A 20,554-nucleotide genomic window follows, 5' to 3' on the forward strand; every position below is an offset into this window, starting at 1 on the left:
GCTCACGGAAGGACCAGCCGTGCCCCTCGTGACCACCGGCGAACTCGTCGGCCGCGCCGCCGCGGCCCACGTGGCGGTCGCCGCCTTCAACGTCATCACCCTCGAACACGTCGAGGCCGTCATCGCCGGTGCGGAGTCGGTGAGTTCCCCCGTCGTCCTCCAAGTCAGCGAGAACGCCGTCAAGTTCCGCTACGGACGGCTGCTCCCGCTCGCCCGCGCGGCCGTCGCCGCTTGCGAAGGCGCCACCGTGCCCGTCGCGCTGCACCTCGACCACGTCCAGAGCGACGACCTGCTGCGCCAGGCGCCCGACGCCGGATTCAGCTCCGTCATGTACGACGGCTCCCACCTGCCGTACGCCGAGAACCTCGCCGCGACCAGAGCCGCCGCCGACTGGGCGCACGCCCGGGGACTGTGGGTGGAGGCCGAGCTGGGGCGGGTCGGCGGGAAGGAAGGTGAGGCGGCGCTGAACGCCCACGCGCCCGGAGCGCGTACCGACCCGGCCGAGGCCGGTGCCTTCGTCGCGGACTCCGGGGTGGACGCCCTCGCCGTCGCCATCGGCAGCTCGCACGCCATGACCACCCGCACCGCCACCCTCGACCACACCCTCCTCGAACGGCTGGCCGGAACCCTGGACGTGCCCCTCGTCCTGCACGGCTCCTCCGGCGTGCCGGACGACGAACTCGCCGCCGCCGTCGCGGGCGGCATCGCCAAGGTGAACATCGGCACCGCGCTCAACCTCGCCATGACCGGCGCGATCCGGGAGTTCCTGGCCGCCCACCCAGAGGCGGTCGACTCCCGCACCTACCTGAGCGTGGGACGGGAGGCGATGGCACGCACGGTCGCCGGCGTCATCCGGGCACTCGACCGGCCGGCCGCGCCCGCCGGAACGGCCGCCGCTACTTCCTGACGGCCTTGAGCACCACGAACTTCGGGTCACTTGCGACCAGTTGGCAGTTGCCGAACAGCCGCCGCAGCTTCACGTGGTACCCGAGGTGCCGGTTGCCGACGACCCACAGCTCGCCTCCGGGACACAGCACCCGCTGGGCGTCGGTGAACATCCGCCACGCCGTCGTGTCGGTCGTCGCCTGGTGCGAGTGGAAGGGCGGATTGTTGAGCACCAGGTCGACGCTCCCGGCCGGCACCCCCGCCAGCCCGTCCCCGACCCGGAACTCGGCGTGCCCGGGCCCACCGTTCGCCGTGTACGTGGCCTGCGCCGAGGCCACGGCCTGGAAGGACTCGTCCACGAACAGCACCTGGGCCTCGGGACCGGCCAGCGCCACCGCGGTGCCGACCACACCGTTGCCGCACCCCAGGTCCACCACCCGCCGCGCGTCCTTGACGGCCGGCAGATGCTGGAGGAAGAACCGGGTGCCGATGTCCAGCCGGTCGGCGCAGAAAACACCCGCGTGATTGACGACCGTGCGCCCCGAGAGCGGACCGATGCCGTCGGGCAGGGCGTAGCGGTACGGCCAGGGGCCGGGGCCCGACTCCCGCGACGGCGTCGGCTTCGGCGCGCAGAAGACGAGCCGCGCCTTCTTCTCGGCGAGCGAGGTCCGCGTCGGCCCAAGGATCCGCTCGAACAGCTGGAGGGTCGAGGTGTGGATCTCCTTGACCATGCCGGTGCCGACGACGACCGTCCCCTCGTGCACCGCGGGCGCCAGCCGCAGCAGTTGGTCCTCCAGGAGCGCCAGGCTCTTCGGCACCCGCACCAGCAGGACGTCGACGCGGGCGGGCGGCGCGTCCTGCGTGGTCAGCAGCTCCACCGAGCCGCTCTCGACACCGTTGCGGGCGAGGTTGGCCCGGGTCGCCTCCTGGGTGAGGAAGGAGTCCGTGATCTGCGTCGGCCGGTGTGCCGCGAGCGCCGTGACCAACGCGCCCCACCGGTCCCCGAGCACCACGACCGTGCCGGACAGCGGGACCTTCTCGTCGGCCAGGTACCCCAGCAGGTAGGCGTCGGAGGCGTCCCAGGCACGCAGCCGGTCGCGAGGGTCCTCGGGGAAGCGGGACAGCTCGAGCTCGCCCCAGGGAGTCGTCATACGGTCGTTCATCGTGCGTCAAGGCTAGCCGAGGCGCAGCTCAGGCCTGGTCGGGCAGGATGGACGGTATGGACACCGAGCTCTTCCCCCGGGCCCGTACACAGGTCGCGCCAGGCGCGGTGCACGTGCCGGACTGGCTGGACCTGGAGGGGCAGCGGGAGCTGGTGGCGGCCTGCCGCGCGTGGGCGCGCCCGCCGGCCGGCCTGCGGACGGTCCGCACACCCGGCGGCGGCACCATGACCGCCCGCCAGGTCTGTCTGGGCTGGCACTGGTATCCGTACGGCTACGCCCGCACGGTCGTCGACGGTGACGGCGCGCCCGTGAAGCCGTTCCCCGGCCGGCTGGGCGAGCTGGGCCGCCGCGCGGTGCGGGAGACGCTGGGGGAGCAGGCGGCCCCGTACGACATCGCGCTCATCAACTTCTACGACGGCGACGCCCGCATGGGCATGCACCGCGACAGCGACGAGAAGTCGGACGCCCCGGTGGTCTCCCTGAGCCTCGGCGACACCTGCGTCTTCCGCTTCGGCAACACCGAGACCCGGACCCGCCCCTACACCGACGTCGAACTGCGCAGCGGCGACCTCTTCGTCTTCGGCGGCCCCTCCCGACTCGCCCACCACGGCGTGCCGCGGGTACGGCCGGGCACCGCGCCGCCGGAACTGGGCCTGACCGGACGGCTGAACATCACGCTCCGGGTCAGCGGCCTGTAGACCGGCTCTCTCCGCGGATCATGGGAGACTCCCCCTCATGAGCGGGAAGGCGGACCCCCGGACGGCGGGGGAAGGGACGACCACCCACAGGACGCGGCTGGACCGGGGAAGGGGCGCGCTCGGGCCCGCCCTGGAACTCGTGCACACCGGACGCGCGCCGACCCGCGCCGTCCTCACCGCCGAGCTCGGCGTGACCCGGGCCACCGCCGGGGCCGTCGCCGCCGAACTGGAGGCGCTCGGGCTGATCCGGGTGGACGCCCGGCCCGGCGCGGCGGCCGGTTCGCAGGGGCGGCCCTCGCACCGGCTCGCGGTCGCCGAGGACGGCCCCGTCGTCCTCGCCGCTCAGGTGCACGCCGACGGGTTCCGGGCGGCCCTGGTCGGCCTTGGCGGCCGTATCGTGGCCACCGCGCCCGGCTGTGAGACCGTGGACGCGGACCCGGCGAAGGTCCTCGGCTCGGTCGTGGAAGCCGGGGCGGAACTGCTGCGTACCACCGGCCGCCGTTGCGTCGGCGCGGGCCTCGCCGTGCCGTCCGCGGTCGCCGAACCGGACGGGCTCGCGCTGAACCCGCTGCACCTGGCCTGGCCGGCGGGCGCTCCGGTGCGGCGCATCTTCGAGGAGTGCGTGCGCGCGGCCGGCATCACCGGCCCGGCGTTCGCGGCCAACGACGTCAACCTCGCCGCCCTCGCCGAGCACCGGCACGGCGCGGGCCGCGGCGCCCGCGATCTGCTGTGCGTGGCCACCGGACACCGGGGTGTGGGCGGCGCGCTGGTGCTGGACGGGCGCCTGCACACCGGGAGTTCGGGCCTGGCCCTCGAAGTCGGCCACCTCACCGTCCACCCCGAGGGCCGCCCCTGCCACTGCGGCAGCCGCGGCTGCCTGGACGTCGAGGCCGACCCGCTGGCCTTCCTCACGGCCGCCGGCCGCGACCCCGGCCCGGAGGTGTCCCTGCTCCAACTCGCCAACGACCTGATCCGCGACCACTACGACGACCCGTCCGTCCGCACCGCCACCGAGGCCCTCATCGACCGGCTCGGACTCGGCCTCGCGGGCCTGGTCAACATCCTCAACCCGGACCGCATCATCCTCGGCGGCCTGCACCGCACCCTCCTCGACGCCGACCCCGACCGGCTGCGCGCGGTCGTCGCCGACCGCAGCCTGTGGGGACAGAGCGGCGGCGTCCCCATCCTCGCCTGCACCCTCGACCACAACAGCCTGGTCGGCGCCGCGGAACTGGCCTGGCAGCCGGTCCTGGACGACCCTCTGGGGGCACTGACGTAGCCGCCGCCGACGTGGGTGCCCGCCGAGCCGACACGCACCACCGCGCCGAGTAGGCTCGCGGCATGCGGATCTCCGTCTCCTCGGACATGGACGAACCGGTCGCGCGCGGCCTCGTGGCGGAACTGCGGGCGCGCGGCCACGAGGTGGTCGCCCACGGGGCGCTCCGCCCCGGCGACGACCCCCAATGGGCCGTCTGCTCGCAGGCCGCGGCCCGTGAGGTCGCGGACGGCCGGGCCGACCAGGCGGTCGTGTGCTGCTGGACCGGCACCGGCGCCTCCATCGCCGCGAACAAGGTGCCCGGCGTCCGCGCGGCCCTGTGCACCGACGCCTACACCGCCGGCGGCGCCCGCCGCTGGAACGACGCCAACGTGCTCGCCCTCAGCCTCCGGCTCACCTCCGAGCCGCTGCTCAAGGAGATCCTCGACGCCTGGTTCGCCGCGGAAGCGAGCCAGGAGACCGAGGACCGCGAGAACGTGGCCCACGTCGGACGCCTGGACCACGGCAGGGCCTCCTCGTAGATCACCGGCTCGTTCGAGCGCGCCGTCCGCCCAGTCCGCCGAGTCCATTGAGTCCGCCGAGACCTCAAGGAGCAGTGGAAGCGTCCGTACGTACTCCCCGGGAGGTACGCCGATTGCCGCTGGCCGTACGACGACCCGGGCCCCTCCTCGGCGGCAGTCTCGAGGCATCACCGGAAGACCCCACCGAGGAGATGACCCGAGATGCAGACCCTGGCGCACTGGGACGGCGGACCCGGCCCGTGGATCCTGTTCTTCCCCCTCATCTGGGCGGCCGTCGTGATCGGCGTCGTCACCGTCCTGCGCCGCACCGTCCGGCGCGGACGCCGTGGACCGTGGGGCGCCCCGGGAGACGGCGGACCCTGGCGTGCGGCGGGCGACACCGCCCCGTCCGGCGACTCGCCGATCGCGATGCTCGGCCGGCGCTTCGCCTCCGGCGAGATCGACGAGGACGAGTACTGGCGCCGGCTGTCCGTCCTGGACGAGCAGTTCGGCCGTACGGGCAAGGGCGGTGCGGCATGACCACCACGACCGCCGCCGTCGGCACCCTGCCGGCCGCCCGCGTCGTCGACGCCGTGAAGGTGTACGGCAGGGGCGACACCGAGGTGAGGGCCCTGGACGGGGTGAGCGTCGACTTCCCGGCCGGCCGCTTCACCGCGATCATGGGGCCCTCGGGCTCCGGCAAGTCGACCCTGATGCACTGCGCGGCCGGCCTCGACACCCTCACCTCGGGCGCCGCCCACATCGGCGACACCGAACTGGGCTCCCTCGACGACCGCCGCCTCACCCTGCTGCGCCGCGACCGCGTCGGCTTCGTGTTCCAGGCGTTCAACCTGGTGCCGACGCTGACCGTCGCGGAGAACATCACGCTGCCGCTGGACCTCGCGGGCACCAGGGGCGACCCGGAGTGGACCGACGCGCTGATCGACGTCGTCGGTCTGCGCGACCGGCTCCACCACCGGCCCTGCGAACTCTCCGGCGGACAGCAGCAACGCGTCGCCGTGGCCCGGGCGTTCGCCGGCCGGCCGGACGTCGTCTTCGCCGACGAACCGACCGGAAACCTCGACTCCCGCTCCGGCGAGGAGGTCCTCGGACTGCTCGGCCGCGCGGTGCGCCGAACGGCCCGCACGGTCGTCATGGTCACTCACGACCCGGTCGCCGCCGCCCACGCCGACGAGGTCGTCTTCCTGGCCGACGGACGCCTGGTCGACCGCATGCAATCGCCGACCGCCGAGAAGGTCCTGGACCGGATGAAAGCCCTCGAGGTGCCCTCGTGAACGCCTCCGTGCGCCTGAGCGCGGCCTCCCTGCGTGCCCACAAGCGGCGCTTCGCGGGGACGTTCCTCGCGGTGTTCCTCGGCGTCGCCTTTCTCACCGGGACCCTCGTCATGGGCGACACGCTGCGCGCCGGCTTCGACACCATGTTCGGCGACGCGACCAGCGGCACCGACGCCGTCGTCCGCGGCGCCGACGCCATCACCACCCCCGGCGAGAGCCAGGGCGTACGCCGGCCCGTCCGCACGGACCTGGTGAACACCGTCGAGAAGGTCCCGGGCGTCGCCGCCGCGGCGCCCGACATCCAGGGCGCCGGCCAACTGGTCGGCGCGAACGGCAAACCCATCGGCGGCCAGGGCCCGCCCACCCTCGCCGGGAACTGGATCACCGACCCGGAGCTCAACCCGTACCGGCTGGCGGAGGGCCGGGCCCCTCAGAAGTCCGGGGAGGTCGTCGTCAACCGCGGGACCGCCGAGAAGGGCGACCTGAAGATCGGCGACACGACCACCCTGCGGACGCCCGGCCCCGTGAGGGTGACGATCGTGGGCCTGGCGACCTTCGGCGGCGAGGACGGCATGGCGCAGGTGACCTTCACCGGCATGACCCAGGCCGACGCCGAGAAATACCTGACGGCCCGGCCCGGCGAGGCCGCGAGCATCCAGGTGCGGGCCGGACCCGGAGTGAGCCAGGGAGAACTCGTGGACCGGCTGACTCCCGTACTGCCCGAGGGAGTCGAGGCCATCACCGGTCAGGAGTCCGCCCAGGAGAACACCGACATGATCTCCAGCCGGTTCCTGACCGTCTTCACCCTCTTCCTGCTGGTGTTCTCCGGGGTCGCCCTGCTGGTCGCGACCTTCTCCATCCACAACACCTTCGCCATCGTCGTCGCCCAACGCACCCGTGAGAACGCCCTGTTGCGGGCGCTGGGCGCCTCGCGCCGTCAGGTCACCGGCACCGCCCTCGTCGAGGCGAGCGCCGTGGCCGTGCTGGCGTCGGCCGCGGGCCTGGCGGGCGGCATCGGCATCGCCGCCGGACTGCGGGCCCTGTTCCCGGCCATCGGATTCCCCTTCCCCGACAGTGACTTGGTGATCAGCGGACTCTCGATGGCGCTGCCGCTCGCGGTCGGCATCGTGGTCTGCCTGAGCTCCGCCCTGCTGCCCGCCGTACGCGCCGGCCGCACCGCGCCGCTGGCCGCCCTGCGCGAGACGGCTGTCGACTCCTCCGGCGCCTCCCGCGTCCGTGCCGTGACCGGTCTGGGCCTGGCCGCCCTCGCGCTCGCGACCACCCTCACCGGCGTCCTCGTCTCGCCGTCCCTCTGGCTGGCGGGAGCCGGCGCCGTCCTGGCCCTGGCCTCCTTCGTGGTGCTGGGCCCGGTCGCCTCCACGACCGTCGTACGGGTGCTCGGCAGTCCCCTCGACAAGCTCCGCGGCGTCACCGGCGCCCTCGCCCGGCGCAACGCCCTGCGCAGCCCGAAGCGCACGGCCGCCACCGCCGGCGCGCTCATGATCGGCGTGGCCGTGGTGTCGCTGTTCACGGTGTTCGGCGCCTCCCTGAAGGCGACCATGGACCAGACGGTGTCCCGGTCCTTCGCGGGCGACGTGGCCGTCAGCACCCCGTCGTTCGGCGCGGGCGGCAGCGGCCTGAGCCCGGCGCTCGCCGGAGCGGTTCAGCGACTGCCCCAGGTGGACACGGCCGTGGGACTCGGCCGTGGCGTCGCCGAAGTCGACGGGAGGGGACGGGCGTTGACCGTCACTGACCCGCTCGCCCTGGAGCGCACCTTCGACCTCGGCACGATCGACGGCTCCCTCGGCGACCTCGGCACCGACGGCATCGCCCTCACCAGGACCGAGGCCGACAAGCAGGGCCTGAAGACCGGCGACACGGCACAACTCGCCTTCACCGACGGCAAGAAGGAGACCTTCACCGTCCGTGCGGTCTACGGCCGCTCCGAGCTCGCCGGTGACTACGTCATCACCCGCGCCGCCTGGGCCCCGCACCGCACCCAGGACTCCGACACCCTGCTCGCCGTCTCCTTCAAGGACGGCGTGAGCACGGACGCCGGCAAGGCGGCGGTGGAGAAGGTCGCCGAGCGGTACGGCGACCCCGAGGTGCAGACCCGCGACGAGTACGCGCAGTCATCGGCCGGCGGCATCGACATGATGCTCACGCTGGTCTACGCGCTGCTCGCCCTCGCGGTGCTCATCGCGCTCCTCGGCATCGCCAACACCCTCACCCTGGCGATCCACGAGCGCACCCGCGAACTGGGCCTCCTGCGGGCTGTCGGCCAGACCCGCGCCCAGCTGCGGGCCATGGTCCGCTGGGAGTCCGTCCTGGTCGCCGCTTTCGGCACGGTCGGCGGACTCGCCCTCGGCGGCTTCCTCGGCTGGGTGCTGGTGAAGGCCTCGGACGGGGCGAGCGACAGCGCCTTCGCCTTCGCGATGCCGCCCCTGCAGCTGACGGCGGTGGCACTGGTGGGCCTCGCGGCCGGAGCCCTCGCGGGCCTGCGACCGGCCCGGCGCGCGGCACGCCTGGACATCCTGCGGGCCATCGCCACGGAGTGACCGAGGGGCGGCAAGGGCCCACCGAGGCCGGGTGTTCCGACGCGTCGGCCGCGAGAGAGCGGGAGGGGCGCGCCGGTGTCGAGACGGTATGGGAATTCCCCGCGCGCTGACGGCGAACGTGGGGGACAGCGGCGGCCCAGGGTCGAGCACGGTCGCTGTCTCAACTCCGGCTGAGGCGCGCCCCGCAGGCGAACGAGCCGGACAACCCGCCCGCTCAGCCGGCAACGGCCGACCGGGCGGGAGCGCGTTCCGGTCGGCCCAGGTCGACGGCGTGCTCGACCTCCGGGAACCGGTGTGCGGGCGTGTCCACGAGCTGACGGCGGGGCGGCCGCGCGGACTTCGCCCGGGTGGACGACGGTGTGGGCAGCGTGAACCACACGACCTTGCCGGACTCGCCGTCCGGATGTACGCCCCAGCTCTCGCTGACCGCGGCGACCATCGCGAGCCCGCGCCCGCAGGTCGCGAGCGGATCCGCGTCGTCGAGGGATCCCACGACCGGCAGCCGCGGGTCGTGGTCGCGCACCGAGACCTTGAGCCGGTCGAGGACCAGCTCGATCTCGACCGTGCATGTCTTGTCGGGCCGGGCGTGTCGGTGGACGTTGGTCAACAACTCGGTCACACCGAGGGCCGCCCGGTCTATGAGCGGATCGAGATGCCAGTAGCGCAACTGCGCCGATACGATTCTGCGGACCTGGCCGATCCGCGACGGCAGGGCTTGGAGCTCCACCGTGCAGTGCCTGCTTGGGTGACTGATCACGGCTGCGACTCCCCGACATAGAGGTCCGGAAGAACACGGAGTTCGGATCGATCCAGCAAGTGCCTGCGTGACACAGCCGCCTGCTGTCGTGCCCGGCGGGCTGGTTCGCAGCGTAATCGCCGGTAAACCCAGAGTGATGTGAGACCAGCGTGACGCAGGGGGTGCCGTCCCGCAACTCGCGGTGACTCAGCCGCTACGCCCCGCAGCCCTCCGTACGGCTTCGATGAACCGGCGTGCCGCCGGCGGACCAGGCTCGCCCGGGGCCGGGTCGTGGGCGCCCAGGGTGAGCAGGTACCGCTTGCCGTTGAGGTCGGCCAGGGCCCGGTCGTCCGGGGCGAACCAGGGCTTGGAGGCGCGCACCGCCTGCACCGGCGCGCTGTCGATCTCACTGCCGTAACTGGTGAGCAACTCGAGCCTGCCGCCGCTGATCCGAACCTGGCCGGCCCGGGTGAGCGAGCGCAGCCGCTTCCCGATCCGCACGCCCGTCGCCCTGAACTCCGGCTCCGCCATCCGCCCCGCCCCCTCGCGCCTGTGCGTCTGTCGACCTGCGTTCCCGCACGGGCCGATGACCTGTTCCTGTCGTGATCCAGTGTGCGCCCCCGCCCGGACCTTCGTCCCGACGGGCAGTCTGCCCGCCCCCGGCGCCGAGCACCAGTGCGCGTGGCCGCCTCCCCGGGGGCGCCCGAAGCACTCGCGCGAATGCGCCCCCATGGCCGCGTCCCGCAGCGCCCCAGGGTTCCCTTTGAGGCCCTCAAAGGGATGTTTATGCAGGTGAGAAGCGTGCTGCAGGTGTCTATGATCGGTGTGCCGACCGCGTGACGCGCCGTCGGCGCGCAGCCTAAGGAGCCCCGCCGTGAGCACCCCCCAACAGACCAGGACCGGCGAAACCCTCGACGTCGACCACAGCGACGCCGCCTACCGCGGCTGGCTGAAAGAGGCCGTCCGCAAGGTCCAGGCCGACGCCAACCGCTCGGCCGACACCCATCTGCTGCGCTTCCCGCTGCCCGAGCGGTGGGGCATCGACCTGTACCTCAAGGACGAGTCGACCCACCCCACCGGCAGCCTCAAGCACCGGCTGGCCCGCTCCCTCTTCCTCTACGGCCTGTGCAATGGCTGGATCCGGCCGGGCCGCCCGGTGATCGAGGCGTCCAGCGGCTCGACGGCCGTGTCCGAGGCGTACTTCGCCAAACTGATCGGCGTGCCCTTCATCGCCGTCATGCCGCGCACGACCAGCGCCGAGAAGATCCGCCTGATCGAGTTCCACGGCGGTCAGTGCCACTTCGTGGACGACTCGCGCAGGATGTACGAGGAGTCCGCCCGCCTGGCGGTGGACACCGGCGGCCACTACATGGACCAGTTCACCTACGCGGAACGGGCCACGGACTGGCGCGGCAACAACAACATCGCCGAATCCATCTTCCGTCAGCTGGAGTTGGAGCGGTTCCCGGAGCCCGCGTGGATCGTCGCCACGGCGGGCACCGGCGGCACCTCGGCGACCCTCGCGCGCTACGTCCACTACATGCAGTACGACACCCGCGTCTGTGTCGCCGATCCGGAGAACTCGTGTTTCTTCGACGGCTGGACCACCGGCGATCCGGACGTCACCTGCGACTGCGGCTCCCGTATCGAGGGCATCGGCCGGCCGCGCATGGAACCGAGCTTCGTGCCCGGCGCGATCGACCGCATGATGAAGGTCCCGGACGCCGCGAGCGTCGCCGCCGTACGCGCCCTGGAGCAGGCCATCGGCCGCCGGGCGGGCGGCTCCACGGGCACCGGGCTGTGGAGCGCGTTGAAGATCGTCGCCGAGATGGTCGCCGAGGGCCGGCCGGGGAGTGTGGTCACCCTGCTGTGCGACCCCGGGGACCGCTACCTAGACAAGTACTACTCCGACGCGTGGCTCGCGGAACAGGGCCTGGACATCGAGCCGTACACGGCGGCCATCACCTCGCTGCTGGAGACGGGCGTCTGGCGCTGAGGGGCTGGTGAGGGACCTCCACTCGGCCAACTGACCAGCAGCCGACGTCAACGGTCGCGCCAGTCGCGCGTGGCCGCTCAATACAGGATCGCCTCGCACCGATCACCGCCCTGGACTACTGGTGCCGTCCGGACCGTTGACGGCTCCAGGGGACCCATGACAACGTTTCCATCGGCTCAGATGCCGCTACAGAATGGAGACGTTTCCATGCGCGCGTATCCCTCCCGCCGGGCGCTGATGGGCTCCGGTCTCACGGCCATGGCCATGGCCACGATGGCGGCAACTTCCACCGCGACCGCGGACGCCGCGGACGGCGGCAACCCGGAGGACGCGGCACACCGGTCCCGCGCACTGTCCCGCGCCAGAGCCGCCTACGCCGCCCTGGACAAGTACCTCGGTACCACGGACGGATCCGGACTGGTCCGCGAGCAGTATCCGGCGGCCTCGGGCGACAACGCGTACTCCTACGAATGGCCCTTCTCCCAGGCGCACATCGCCGCTCTGGACCTCGCGGCGGTGGACAAGCCGTACGAGTCGGAGCTGGCCGCCCGGGCGAAGGCCCAGGAGCACTACTGGAACGCCGGCGGAGGCACGACCGGGCTGCCCGGATACGCTTCCTACCCCGTCGCTCCGTACGGCTCGGGCGGCGACATGTTCTACGACGACAACGAGTGGGTCGGCCTGGCGAAGGTCCAGCGCCATCTGCAGACCGGGGACAAAGCCGCGCTGGCACGCGCGAAGGAGATCTTCGCCCTCGTCAAGTCCGGCTGGGACACCGACGCTTCGCACGCCGCCCCCGGCGGGGTCTTCTGGACACAGGCGACCTGGAGCAACGACCGCAACACGGTCTCGAACATGCCGGGCGCCCAACTCGGCCTGCGTCTCCACCTGATCACCGGGGAGAGCGACTACCTGGACTGGTCACGACGGTTCTACGACTGGACGAACACCCATCTGCAGAGCCCCGGCGCACTGTACTGGGACCATCTCGACCTCAAGGGCACCATCGAGAAGACCATCTGGTCGTACAACCAGGGTGTTCCGGTGGGCGTCAACGTCCTGCTCCACCGGGCGACCGGCGATCGCGTCTATCTGCGTCGGGCCCAACAGATCGCCGAGGCCGCGTACGCGTACTACGTCACGCAGGGGCGGCTGTTCAGCCAGCCGGTGTTCTTCAACTCGATCTTCTTCAAGAACCTGCTGCTCCTGGAGTCGGTGACCGGGGACGGCACATACCATCGCGCGATGGCCGACTACGCCGACCAGGTCTGGTCCACCATGCGTGACCCCGCGACCGGACTGGTGCACTTCGACTCCTCCGGCGGCACGCAGGCGATCCAGCAGGCGGCCCTGGCACAGCTCTACGCCGTGCTCGCGTGGCCCCGAGCCCTCTGGCCGACGCTCTACTGAGACTGGGGGCGCAGTTCCCCCGTGCCCCGGGCGATGAGCCGCACCGGCAGCACGGTCCTGCCGGTGGGGGCGTCCTCACCGCCGATGCGGTCGATGAGCAGACGGGCGGCGTGGCGGCCGAGTTCCTCGGTGTCGGAGGCCACCACCGTGACCGGCGTCGGGAGCATGTCGGCCAGCTTGAAGTCGTCGAATCCCACCACCGCGACGGGCGCGTGCAGTTGCTGGCGCGCCCGCAGAACGCCCTCGGTGAGGAAGCCCGTGGTCGAGAAGACCGCCGTCGGCGGCCGCGCCGATGTCAGCAGAGCGTGGGTGGCGGCGCTGGCGTCTTGCGTGGTGCCGCGCCGCAGGGTGACGACCAGGTCCTCGTCGACGGGGATGCCGCTGCGCCGCAGGGCCTTGCGGTAGCCGCGCAGCCTGCGGCCGGTGGTGTAGTACGAGGGCGCGACCAGGATCGCGATCCGGCGGTGGCCGTGGTCGATGAGGTGCTCTGTCGCCGCCGCTCCGCCGCCCTCGTTGTCGACCAGCACGACGTCGGCCTCGGCGCCGGTGGCGGGCCGGTCGACGAAGACGATGGGCACCCGGTCGTGGGCGTTCACCTCGTCGAGGAAGGCATGGTCGCCCTGGTCGGGCACGATGATGAGACCGGCGACCCGGCGGCCGATGAGCTCGCCCACCGCCCGTCGCTCGACCTCCGGGTCCTCGTCGGCGGTGCTGAGGAGCACCGCGTACCCGGCCCGGTTCGCCACCTCGACGGCCGCCTTGGCCAGGGACGCGTAGAACGGGTTGGTGAGGTCGCCCAGCAGCAGCCCGATGGTCATGGAGTTCTGCCCGGGGCGGAGCGATCGCGCGATTTCGTTGCGCTGGTAGCCGATGGCGCTGATGGCGGCGTTGACGCGGTCGACGGTCTCCTCGCGGACCGGTCCGATGCCGTTGACGACGCGCGACACGGTGACGACGGCGACTCCGGCCCGCTCTGCCACATCGCGCATCGTCGGCCTGGTGTTCTGACGGTGCGGGGAACGACTGCTCACGTGGGAGAGAAACCAACTTTCATCGCCGGGGCGGCCGGGGGACCGCCCTCAGGATACGTTTCCAGCACCGTGCGCACGCCCCGGTCAGCACAGTGACCGGGGCTGTGTCCTGGCGCGGGTCGGTGCTAACCGTTGCTCTTGATCACGTCGTTGATCTTGCCGGTCATGGTCTGCAGGTCGGACAGCGGCTTCTTGCCCTTGAGGATGTCCGGCCAGTACGCCGTGATCTGGTCGTTGGACTGGCTGGCCCACTGGGTGGTGAAGCGCACGCCCGTGGTCAGCGGGGCGTCCAGGTCCGCCTTGACGGTGGACGCCACGGTCGTCAGGCCGGCCTTGCCCAGCGCGTTGAAGTACGCGTCCTGGGCGCCGGTGTAGGCCGGCACGGCCACGGGCGAGTTGGGCAGCACCTTGGTCCACACGGTGGAGTCGAGGTACGAGAGGACCTTGTAGGTGGCGTCCGCGTTCTTGGTGTACGACGGGGTGCAGATGCCCACCGCGTCGTACAGGGTGGCCGGCTTGTCGACCTGCGGCAGGGGCGCGAAGCCGTACTTGATCTTCGGCTTGTCGGTGAGGAACCCGGCGGCCAGCCACTGACCGCTCCACAGCATCGGTACCTGCCCTGCGGCGAACAGCGACTGAGCGTTGGAGGCGTCGTAGCCGGGAGGTGCCACGGCACCGCTCTTGATGCCCGCCACGAGTTTGCCGACGCCCTCGGTGTAGGCCGCGTCGGCGGTCACCTTGGTGGGCTGGTTGACGCTGTCGGCGAAGGGTGCGCCGCCGGCGGACAGGGAGTAGAGGCTGAGGCTGAAGGGCGCGTCCTGATTGGTCAGGGCGTCGGCGACCAGGCCGTACTTGGCGCCCTTCTTCTGCAGTTTGCCCGCGGCCTCGTACATCTGGTCCCAGGTCCAGCCGGCCGTCGGCAGGGGTACTCCGGCGGCCTTGAAGGCGTCGATGTCGTACCAGACGCCGTAGGTGTTCAGCAGGGAAGGGACTCCGCCGATCTTTCCGTCGGGGGTCTTCCAGTTCTTGATGGCGGTGGGGGAGAAGTCACCGGAGGTGAGAGCACCGGATCCGGACAGCTTGCCGGACCAGTCGGTGAGCAGACCCTGGCCGGTGTACTGCAGTTCGGTGTCGTTGCCGCACCAGAACAGGTCGGGCAGCTTCTTGGCCTGGGTGAGGGAGGCGAGCTTGTCCCCGTAGTTGCCGTTGGGGGTGTCGATGCGCTTGACCGTGATGTCGGGGTCGTGGAAGCCGGCCAGGGCCTGGTCGATGAGCTGGTTGGTCGCGTTCGACTCCCAGGTCATCACGGTGACCGTGGTCTTGCCGCCGGACGCCTTCCCTGAGGAGCCGCCGCAGGCGGCCGTGGCAAGCAGTCCCCCTGCCGTCAGCAGCGCTCCGGCGGCGTGCAGTGTTCGTTTCAACGTGGACTCCTGGTACGTGATCGGGTCGGCCGGCCGCGGTGCGGTCAGCGCTGGTTGACGGTGCCCAATGCGCTCAGGCCCTGGATGAAGTAGCGCTGGGCCACGAAGAACACGGCCAGTGGGGGGAGCATGTAGAGCAGGTTCGCGGCCATGTAGAGGTTCCAGCTGGGTGTCTGGCCGGCGAACCCGGAGACGAAGGAGGCCATGCCGACGCTCAGCGGCCACTTCTCGGACGAGTACAGGTAGATGAGGGGGTTGAGGTAGTCGTTCCACGAGAACTGGAAGGCGAGGATGGCCATGGTGATCCAGGCCGGCCGGGTGATCGGGAGCATGACGCTGAAGAAGATCCGGACGTGTCCGGCGCCGTCGACCTTGGCGGCCTCGTCGATGGAGTAGGGCACCGACAGGAAGTACTGGCGGGCCAGGAAGATGAACAGCGGATTGCCGCCCAGCCAGGCCGGCACGATCAACGGCAGCCATGTGTCGTACCAGCCGATGTCCTTGAAGAGCTGGAACAGCGGGATGATGCCCACCACCGGGGGCAGCATCATGCTGCCGACGAAGACGTAGAACCAGACCTTCCGGCCGGGGAAGCGGAGCCGGGACAGGGCGTATCCGGCCATCATCGAGGTCATGACGCCGCCCATCACCGACAGACCGGTGATGACGAGGGAGTTCAGCAGCAGGCGTGGGAAGTGGATCGCCTTCGGTCCGTCGACGAAGTTCTCGAAGTGGAACTCGTCCGGCAGCAGTCGGGGCGGAACCTGGAAGACCGCCGAGTGACCCTTCAGGGCGATGGTGATCATCCACAGGATGGGCAGGACCATCACCGAGGAGATCAGCAGTGCCATGGCGTACCAGGACGCGGTCCGCACGGTCTTGCGGGGCGGCCGGGGGTCGGTGGTGACGGGTGTCGGCTGCGGGGACGGAGCCGGAACCGCAGCCGTCGTGACGTCAGGATGCGTGGTCACTGTAGGTCCAAATCGACGAGAAGCGGGCGGTGGCGGCGATCACGACGACGATGACGAGGAAGAGCACCCAGACCTGGGCGGAGGCGTAGCCGAAGTCGGCGACCCGGCCGAGCGTGGGGAAGCCGTTGTTGTAGATCGACAGCATCAGGACCCTGGTGCTGAATCCCGGTCCGCCCTGCCCGTCCGGCGAAAGGATCTTCGGCTGGTTGAAGGTCTGCAGGGCGGTCACCAGTTGCAGCACGACCTGCAGCACCATGATCGGGCTGATCAGCGGCAAGGTGATCCTGAAGAATATGGTCCGGGGCCCGGCGCCGTCGATGCGGGCGGCGTCGTAGAGCTCGGTGGGCACCGCCTGGAGCGCGGCGAGAAAGATGATCATCGTGGAGCCGACGCTCCACAGCATGACGATCACGATCGACGGTATCGCCGAGTTCGAACCGGACAGCCACTCGCTGGTCGGCAGGTGCAGCCACTTGAGCACCTGGTTGGCCAGGCCCACCTGCGGGTTGAAGACGAACTTCCACAGGGTGATCGTGGCGACCACGGGCAGCACCACCGGAAGGTAGATGAGGGTGCGCACCATGCGCACACCCCGCATGTGCCGGTTGCAGAACACCGCCAACGCCAGACCGATGGCCAACGACAGCGGCACGTACAGGACGACCAGCAGCAAGGTGGCACGCACCGAGGGCCAGAACGACGGGTCGGTGGTGAACATCCGGCGGAAGTTGTCGAGGCCGACGAAGGTCGGTGCGGTGAGCCCGTTGTACCGCGTCAGCGCGAAGTAGGCCGACCGGATCAGCGGGTAGACGACGAAGACCGTGAAGCCGACGAGCGCCGGGGACATGAACAGGTACGCGGCCCGGGTGTCCGAGGTGAGCTTCCCTCGCCCGCGCCACAGGCGGCGCGGTGGCGGATACGGCGGTGGGTGCGGGGGTCGGTGCGTCTGCTGATCCGGAGTCGCTGTCACACGCGCTCACCTTCTCCTCTTCCCCTACGAGGAGTTGGCCAGGACCCAGATTCCGGGGCGGCCCCGGCCCTCTGGTGGTCTCCAGCTCCCTCAAGGTAACGTTTCCATTTCGCGGTGAGCACACCGTGGCGCAGGCCCCAGAGGGAGTCAAGAGGCGCGATGGTAACGTTTCCCGGATCATCAGGAACACGGTGGGCGGTTCCGGAGTCACTGACGACGCTCGGACGACGACTTGCCACCGAACTGCGGGACAGCCCGGCAGCGGACATCGTCGAGAGCTGCCTGACCAACACATGGACCACTTCGATGAGTTGGAGCCCCGGACCGGCGGAGCTCCCGGAGGTCTTCGTCGAGACCGGAGACATCCCGGCGATGTGGCTGCGCGACAGCACGGCCCAGGTCCGCCCCTACCTCGCCGTGGCCGCGGATCCGCAGGTCGGCGACGCTCTGGCCGGCCTGTCGCGCCGCCAGATCCGCTGCGTCCTGCTGGAGCCGTACGCCAACGCCTTCAACGACGGCCCCACGGGCGCACACGGCGAGCCCGGTGATCTGCCCACGCCGGGAGACTGGGTGTGGGAGCGCAAGTACGAACTCGACTCCCTGTGCGCGCCGCTGCAGTTGGCGTACGCGATCCGGCGGGCGACCGGTCGCGAGGACCACCTCGACGATGCCTTTCGCCGCGCCGCCTGGACGATCGTACGGATCTGGCGGGCGGAGCAGTCCCATGCGCGGTCGCCCTACCGGTTCGTCCGGCCGTCCGGCCCCTTCGCCGGTGACACCCTTCCCCACGACGGCCGCGGAGCCCTGGTCGGGCGGACCGGGATGACATGGTCGGGTTTCCGGCCGAGCGACGACCGGTGCGAACACGGGTACCTGGTACCGGCCAACGCGCTGGCCTCGGCCAGCCTGCACGGGCTGGCCGAACTGGCCGACTCGGTCCTCGACGACGCGGAACTCGCCCGCGAGTCCCGGAGCTTGGCCGACGAGATCGACGCCGGTATCCTCACGCACGCGGTGGTCGAGGCCGACGGCGCGAGCGTCCTGGCCTACGAGGTGGACGGCCTCGGGGAGGTGCTGCTCGGCGACGACGCCAACCTCCCCAGTCTGCTCAGCCTCCCGCTGAGCGGCTGGTGCGCACCGAAAGACCCGCTTTATCAGGCCACCCGGCACCTCGTGCTCTCCCCGGCGAACCCTTGCTTCTTCGGCGGCGCTCACGCGTCCGGAGTCGGCAGTACGCACACGCCGGACGGCCACGTCTGGCCGCTGGCGATCGCCGCTGCCGGGCTGACCGGCGACGAGAACGCCGCGGTGCGGGCCCTGGACACACTGGCGGCCACGACCGCCGGCACCGGCCTGATGCACGAGAGCTTCCATGTCGACGACCCCGGCCGGTTCACCCGGGACTGGTTCGGCTGGGCCAACGCCATGTTCTGCGAACTCGCTCTCGAGCTGTGCGCGGGAGGCGTACGGCATCTGTTTCCCGTGCACCCGCGGGCTCTGCCCGCCGCGCCGAGCGCGGGCAGCGGGCCCGCTTGACCGGAGTCGTCACTGGCCTTTACCGGATCCGCCCCGCGCCCTTTACCGGATCCGCCCCCGCGCCCTTCACCGGATCCGCCCCCGCGCCCTTCACCGTGCCCGGACCGTCGTCGTTCCGCCCCCATAGCAGTCCGCTGTGCTCTGCCTGCCGGACTGTGGCCGCGCCAGGACCGACGACCTCCGGCAGCACACCGCGGTTTCATCCACCGCGGGTGTCCGGACGGTGTGTGGCACCCAGGTGCCCGCCGAGCGGACGGCCGGCGGGCTGCGGGCGTGCCCCCGCGCGGGCAACGCTGGCCTGTCGCGGATCGTGCGGCGCTGGAGGCCGAGAACGTCCGCGGGCCTGTTGCGGAAGTCCCGCTGCCCCGAGCCGCCCGGCCCGCCTCCCCGCGCTCGGCTTTGCTCGCGCGGGCACTGCCGCCGCCGCCGCACCAGGAACAAGCCAGGTATGTCCCGCGGGAGGCCGTGCCCCGGCCCGCCGAGAGCACGCACCGGACGCCGCGGGATCCGCCCCCGGGCGGACGACGGGGTGGCGCAATGGTCCTAGCGGGACGCCAGCCGCCGGTCCAGGGAGGTGACGGCGTCCCGGAAGGCTCGTCCAAGGCCCGCGCGGGCCAGTGTCAGGCCGAAGCGGAAGGCCACCGGACCGTCGGCGGCGAAGGTCCACCGCACCCGGGTACCGGTGCCCGCCGGAACGAGCCGCCACTCCTCGGCCAGTGCGCGGGCACCGGGCGCGTTGGTCACGTCGACGCGGTACGCGTACACCTCGGGTTCCTCGGTGGTCAGCACCGTCTCCAGGAAGCGGGTTCCGCCCGTGAGCCGGACCTCGCGCCGGGCACCGCCGTGCAGCGGCCGGGCCAGCTTCACCGCCGTGAACCACTCGGCCCAGCCGGGCACATCCTCGGCGAGCGCGCGGAAGACCGCTTCCGGGGCGGCGGAGATCTGCCGGTCGAAGACCAGCCTTACCGGCGCGGTCGCGATGAAGTCGGGCCCGACCGGGCGCAGTTGGCGGGCCATGGGTGCGAACACCATGACTGACAGTATGTCAGAGAGCAGTGTCCTCGACGGGCTCGCCCGCCACCACCAGCCGCCGCAGATGCTCCGACACCTCCGCGCGCGCCTCGCCCGACAGCCCCGAGTCCGTCACCAGCGTGTCGATCTGCTCCAGCGCCGCGAACGAACTCAGGCCCACCGTGCCCCACTTGGTGTGGTCGGCGACCACGACGACCCGCCGCGCCGACTGCACCAGACGCCGGTTGGTCTCCGCCTCCGCGAGGTTCGGCGTGGACAGCCCGGCCTCGACCGATATCCCGTGCACTCCGAGGAACAGCACGTCGAAGTGGAGCGCCGCGATCGCCTGGTCGGCCACCGGCCCCACCAGCGAGTCGGAGGGGGTGCGCACCCCGCCGGTCAGTACCACCGTGGCCGCGCCCTGCCGGGGGCCCGAGGTGCGCTGCGCCGCGTGGAAGACGTCGGCCACCCGCACCGAGTTGGTGACCACGGTCAGATCCGGCACGTCCACCAGCCGGTGCGCGAGCGCGAAGGTCGTCGTACCACCCGACAGCGCGATCGCGGTGCCCGGCGCGACCAGGTCGGCCGCGGCCCGCGCGATGTCCTCCTTGGCGGACAGCTCCAGGCCCGACTTCGCCTCGAACCCCGGCTCGTGAGTGCTCGCCTCGACCACCGGGACCGCGCCGCCGTGCACCTTCTCCAGGACGCCCTGCCGGGCCAGCGCGTCGAGATCACGCCGCACCGTCATGTCCGACACGCCGAGCTTGCGGGTCAGCTCGTTGACACGGACCCCGCCGCGCCGCCGGACCTCGTCCAGAATCAGGGCGCGCCGCTGCTCCGCGAGGAGGTTCTGATTCTCGCTCACGTACGCTCCGGTCCTTTCGCCTCAAGCCGTCCGACACGTCTCGCGCACCGTCCCCGACTCCCGACTCGCTCGAGCCGGGGCCCTCATCGACCAGGCCATTTTGCCCGTCCCTGGTGTGCGGACGTCTCATCCTCGCATGCACCGTGCCGCGCCGCGCCACTGACCGCCGGGGTGCGCCCATGTCGTCCACGCGCCGTCCGGGCTCCCGGCTGTCACACAGATCGGGGAGATT

The 20,554-nt window shown here is 71.4% G+C and carries 19 protein-coding genes; 10 read left to right on the forward strand and 9 right to left on the reverse strand.

Going from position 1 to position 20,554, the window contains the following annotated elements; genetic code table 11:
* Positions 1 to 19: 19 nt before the first annotated feature.
* Positions 20 to 907 (forward strand): ketose-bisphosphate aldolase, encoded by an 888-nt coding sequence (locus ACIBK3_RS21215; RefSeq protein WP_399367508.1) that lies wholly within the window; start codon positions 20 to 22, stop codon positions 905 to 907.
* Here ACIBK3_RS21215 and ACIBK3_RS21220 read toward each other — a convergent pair.
* Complete coding sequence (locus ACIBK3_RS21220) at positions 897 to 2,048, reverse strand: methyltransferase (protein ID WP_399367510.1); 1,152 nt, start codon at positions 2,046 to 2,048, stop codon at positions 897 to 899. The two genes, ACIBK3_RS21215 and ACIBK3_RS21220, sit on opposite strands and share 11 nt — an antisense overlap.
* Positions 2,049 to 2,104: 56 nt before the next feature.
* On the opposite strand from ACIBK3_RS21220, the gene ACIBK3_RS21225 reads away from it, so the two are divergent.
* The 6 genes from ACIBK3_RS21225 (at position 2,105) to ACIBK3_RS21250 (ending at position 8,375) form a co-directional block, all read left to right on the forward strand.
* On the forward strand, positions 2,105 to 2,746 hold the full coding sequence (locus ACIBK3_RS21225; protein WP_399367512.1) for an alpha-ketoglutarate-dependent dioxygenase AlkB family protein: 642 nt from the start codon (positions 2,105 to 2,107) through the stop codon (positions 2,744 to 2,746).
* Between the two features lie 37 nt (positions 2,747 to 2,783).
* The gene (locus tag ACIBK3_RS21230; protein WP_399367514.1) at positions 2,784 to 4,025 is read left to right on the forward strand and encodes an ROK family protein; all 1,242 of its coding nucleotides are present in this window, start codon (positions 2,784 to 2,786) and stop codon (positions 4,023 to 4,025) included.
* A gap of 62 nt (positions 4,026 to 4,087) precedes the next feature.
* Positions 4,088 to 4,543 (forward strand): RpiB/LacA/LacB family sugar-phosphate isomerase, encoded by a 456-nt coding sequence (locus ACIBK3_RS21235; protein ID WP_399367516.1) that lies wholly within the window; start codon positions 4,088 to 4,090, stop codon positions 4,541 to 4,543.
* A gap of 201 nt (positions 4,544 to 4,744) precedes the next feature.
* Positions 4,745 to 5,062, forward strand: a complete 318-nt coding sequence (locus tag ACIBK3_RS21240; RefSeq protein WP_399367518.1) for an SHOCT domain-containing protein — start codon at positions 4,745 to 4,747, stop codon at positions 5,060 to 5,062.
* Entirely contained in the window at positions 5,059 to 5,817 is a 759-nt protein-coding gene (locus ACIBK3_RS21245) for an ABC transporter ATP-binding protein (RefSeq protein ID WP_399367520.1), read from the forward strand. Before ACIBK3_RS21240 ends, ACIBK3_RS21245 begins: the two co-directional genes overlap by 4 nt.
* Complete coding sequence (locus ACIBK3_RS21250) at positions 5,814 to 8,375, forward strand: ABC transporter permease (protein WP_399367522.1); 2,562 nt, start codon at positions 5,814 to 5,816, stop codon at positions 8,373 to 8,375. Before ACIBK3_RS21245 ends, ACIBK3_RS21250 begins: the two co-directional genes overlap by 4 nt.
* A 214-nt stretch (positions 8,376 to 8,589) precedes the next feature.
* On the opposite strand, the gene ACIBK3_RS21255 is transcribed toward ACIBK3_RS21250, so the two are convergent.
* Together ACIBK3_RS21255 and ACIBK3_RS21260 are read right to left on the reverse strand one after the other, a co-directional pair.
* Positions 8,590 to 9,132, reverse strand: a complete 543-nt coding sequence (locus tag ACIBK3_RS21255) for an ATP-binding protein (RefSeq protein ID WP_399367524.1) — start codon at positions 9,130 to 9,132, stop codon at positions 8,590 to 8,592.
* A 186-nt stretch (positions 9,133 to 9,318) separates the two neighbouring features.
* Complete coding sequence (locus ACIBK3_RS21260; RefSeq protein WP_399367526.1) at positions 9,319 to 9,642, reverse strand: hypothetical protein; 324 nt, start codon at positions 9,640 to 9,642, stop codon at positions 9,319 to 9,321.
* A 343-nt stretch (positions 9,643 to 9,985) separates the two neighbouring features.
* Here ACIBK3_RS21260 and ACIBK3_RS21265 point away from each other — a divergent pair, with 343 nt between their 5' ends.
* Positions 9,986 to 11,107 carry a PLP-dependent cysteine synthase family protein gene (locus tag ACIBK3_RS21265; protein ID WP_399367528.1) on the forward strand — a complete coding sequence of 374 codons (1,122 nt, stop codon included), beginning with the start codon at positions 9,986 to 9,988 and terminating at the stop codon, positions 11,105 to 11,107.
* A gap of 207 nt (positions 11,108 to 11,314) precedes the next feature.
* Complete coding sequence (locus tag ACIBK3_RS21270; RefSeq protein ID WP_399367530.1) at positions 11,315 to 12,517, forward strand: glycoside hydrolase family 76 protein; 1,203 nt, start codon at positions 11,315 to 11,317, stop codon at positions 12,515 to 12,517.
* On the opposite strand, the gene ACIBK3_RS21275 is transcribed toward ACIBK3_RS21270, so the two are convergent.
* The 4 genes from ACIBK3_RS21275 to ACIBK3_RS21290 all read right to left on the reverse strand — a co-directional run bounded on the left by ACIBK3_RS21275 (position 12,511) and on the right by ACIBK3_RS21290 (position 16,910).
* Positions 12,511 to 13,506 carry a LacI family DNA-binding transcriptional regulator gene (locus ACIBK3_RS21275; RefSeq protein WP_399367532.1) on the reverse strand — a complete coding sequence of 332 codons (996 nt, stop codon included), beginning with the start codon at positions 13,504 to 13,506 and terminating at the stop codon, positions 12,511 to 12,513. The genes ACIBK3_RS21270 and ACIBK3_RS21275 overlap by 7 nt on opposite strands.
* Before the next feature lie 167 nt (positions 13,507 to 13,673).
* Entirely contained in the window at positions 13,674 to 14,969 is a 1,296-nt protein-coding gene (locus tag ACIBK3_RS21280) for an ABC transporter substrate-binding protein (RefSeq protein ID WP_399367534.1), read from the reverse strand.
* Positions 14,970 to 15,013: 44 nt separating this feature from the next.
* A complete protein-coding gene (locus ACIBK3_RS21285; RefSeq protein ID WP_399367536.1) occupies positions 15,014 to 15,940 on the reverse strand; it encodes a carbohydrate ABC transporter permease in 927 nt (308 codons plus the stop codon).
* Positions 15,924 to 16,910, reverse strand: coding sequence for a carbohydrate ABC transporter permease (locus ACIBK3_RS21290; RefSeq protein ID WP_399367538.1), 987 nt, complete (start codon positions 16,908 to 16,910; stop codon positions 15,924 to 15,926). Before ACIBK3_RS21290 ends, ACIBK3_RS21285 begins: the two co-directional genes overlap by 17 nt.
* Before the next feature lie 159 nt (positions 16,911 to 17,069).
* On the opposite strand from ACIBK3_RS21290, the gene ACIBK3_RS21295 reads away from it, so the two are divergent.
* Positions 17,070 to 18,446, forward strand: a complete 1,377-nt coding sequence (locus ACIBK3_RS21295; RefSeq protein WP_399367540.1) for a glycoside hydrolase family 125 protein — start codon at positions 17,070 to 17,072, stop codon at positions 18,444 to 18,446.
* 543 nt (positions 18,447 to 18,989) lie between these two features.
* Here the strand turns inward: ACIBK3_RS21295 and ACIBK3_RS21300 are convergent.
* The gene (locus ACIBK3_RS21300) at positions 18,990 to 19,463 is read right to left on the reverse strand and encodes an SRPBCC family protein (RefSeq protein ID WP_399367821.1); all 474 of its coding nucleotides are present in this window, start codon (positions 19,461 to 19,463) and stop codon (positions 18,990 to 18,992) included.
* Between the two features lie 28 nt (positions 19,464 to 19,491).
* Positions 19,492 to 20,322, reverse strand: coding sequence for a DeoR/GlpR family DNA-binding transcription regulator (locus ACIBK3_RS21305; protein WP_399367542.1), 831 nt, complete (start codon positions 20,320 to 20,322; stop codon positions 19,492 to 19,494).
* Positions 20,323 to 20,554 lie beyond the last annotated feature (232 nt).

This window comes from Streptomyces sp. NPDC050287 (genome assembly GCF_044459385.1).
Taxonomy (GTDB): Bacteria; Actinomycetota; Actinomycetes; order Streptomycetales; family Streptomycetaceae; genus Streptomyces.

Excerpts from the sequence above, each read along its gene's own strand:
- ACIBK3_RS21220 (WP_399367510.1), bottom strand. The coding sequence starts at position 2,048 with ATGAACGACCGTATGACGACTCCCTGGGGCGAGCTCGAGCTGTCCCGC.
- ACIBK3_RS21225 (WP_399367512.1), top strand. The coding sequence starts at position 2,105 with ATGGACACCGAGCTCTTCCCCCGGGCCCGTACACAGGTCGCGCCAGGC.
- ACIBK3_RS21230 (WP_399367514.1), top strand. The coding sequence starts at position 2,784 with ATGAGCGGGAAGGCGGACCCCCGGACGGCGGGGGAAGGGACGACCACC.
- ACIBK3_RS21235 (WP_399367516.1), top strand. The coding sequence starts at position 4,088 with ATGCGGATCTCCGTCTCCTCGGACATGGACGAACCGGTCGCGCGCGGC.
- ACIBK3_RS21240 (WP_399367518.1), top strand. The coding sequence starts at position 4,745 with ATGCAGACCCTGGCGCACTGGGACGGCGGACCCGGCCCGTGGATCCTG.
- ACIBK3_RS21245 (WP_399367520.1), top strand. The coding sequence starts at position 5,059 with ATGACCACCACGACCGCCGCCGTCGGCACCCTGCCGGCCGCCCGCGTC.
- ACIBK3_RS21260 (WP_399367526.1), bottom strand. The coding sequence starts at position 9,642 with ATGGCGGAGCCGGAGTTCAGGGCGACGGGCGTGCGGATCGGGAAGCGG.
- ACIBK3_RS21270 (WP_399367530.1), top strand. The coding sequence starts at position 11,315 with ATGCGCGCGTATCCCTCCCGCCGGGCGCTGATGGGCTCCGGTCTCACG.
- ACIBK3_RS21275 (WP_399367532.1), bottom strand. The coding sequence starts at position 13,506 with ATGCGCGATGTGGCAGAGCGGGCCGGAGTCGCCGTCGTCACCGTGTCG.
- ACIBK3_RS21295 (WP_399367540.1), top strand. The coding sequence starts at position 17,070 with ATGGTAACGTTTCCCGGATCATCAGGAACACGGTGGGCGGTTCCGGAG.
- ACIBK3_RS21300 (WP_399367821.1), bottom strand. The coding sequence starts at position 19,463 with ATGGCCCGCCAACTGCGCCCGGTCGGGCCCGACTTCATCGCGACCGCG.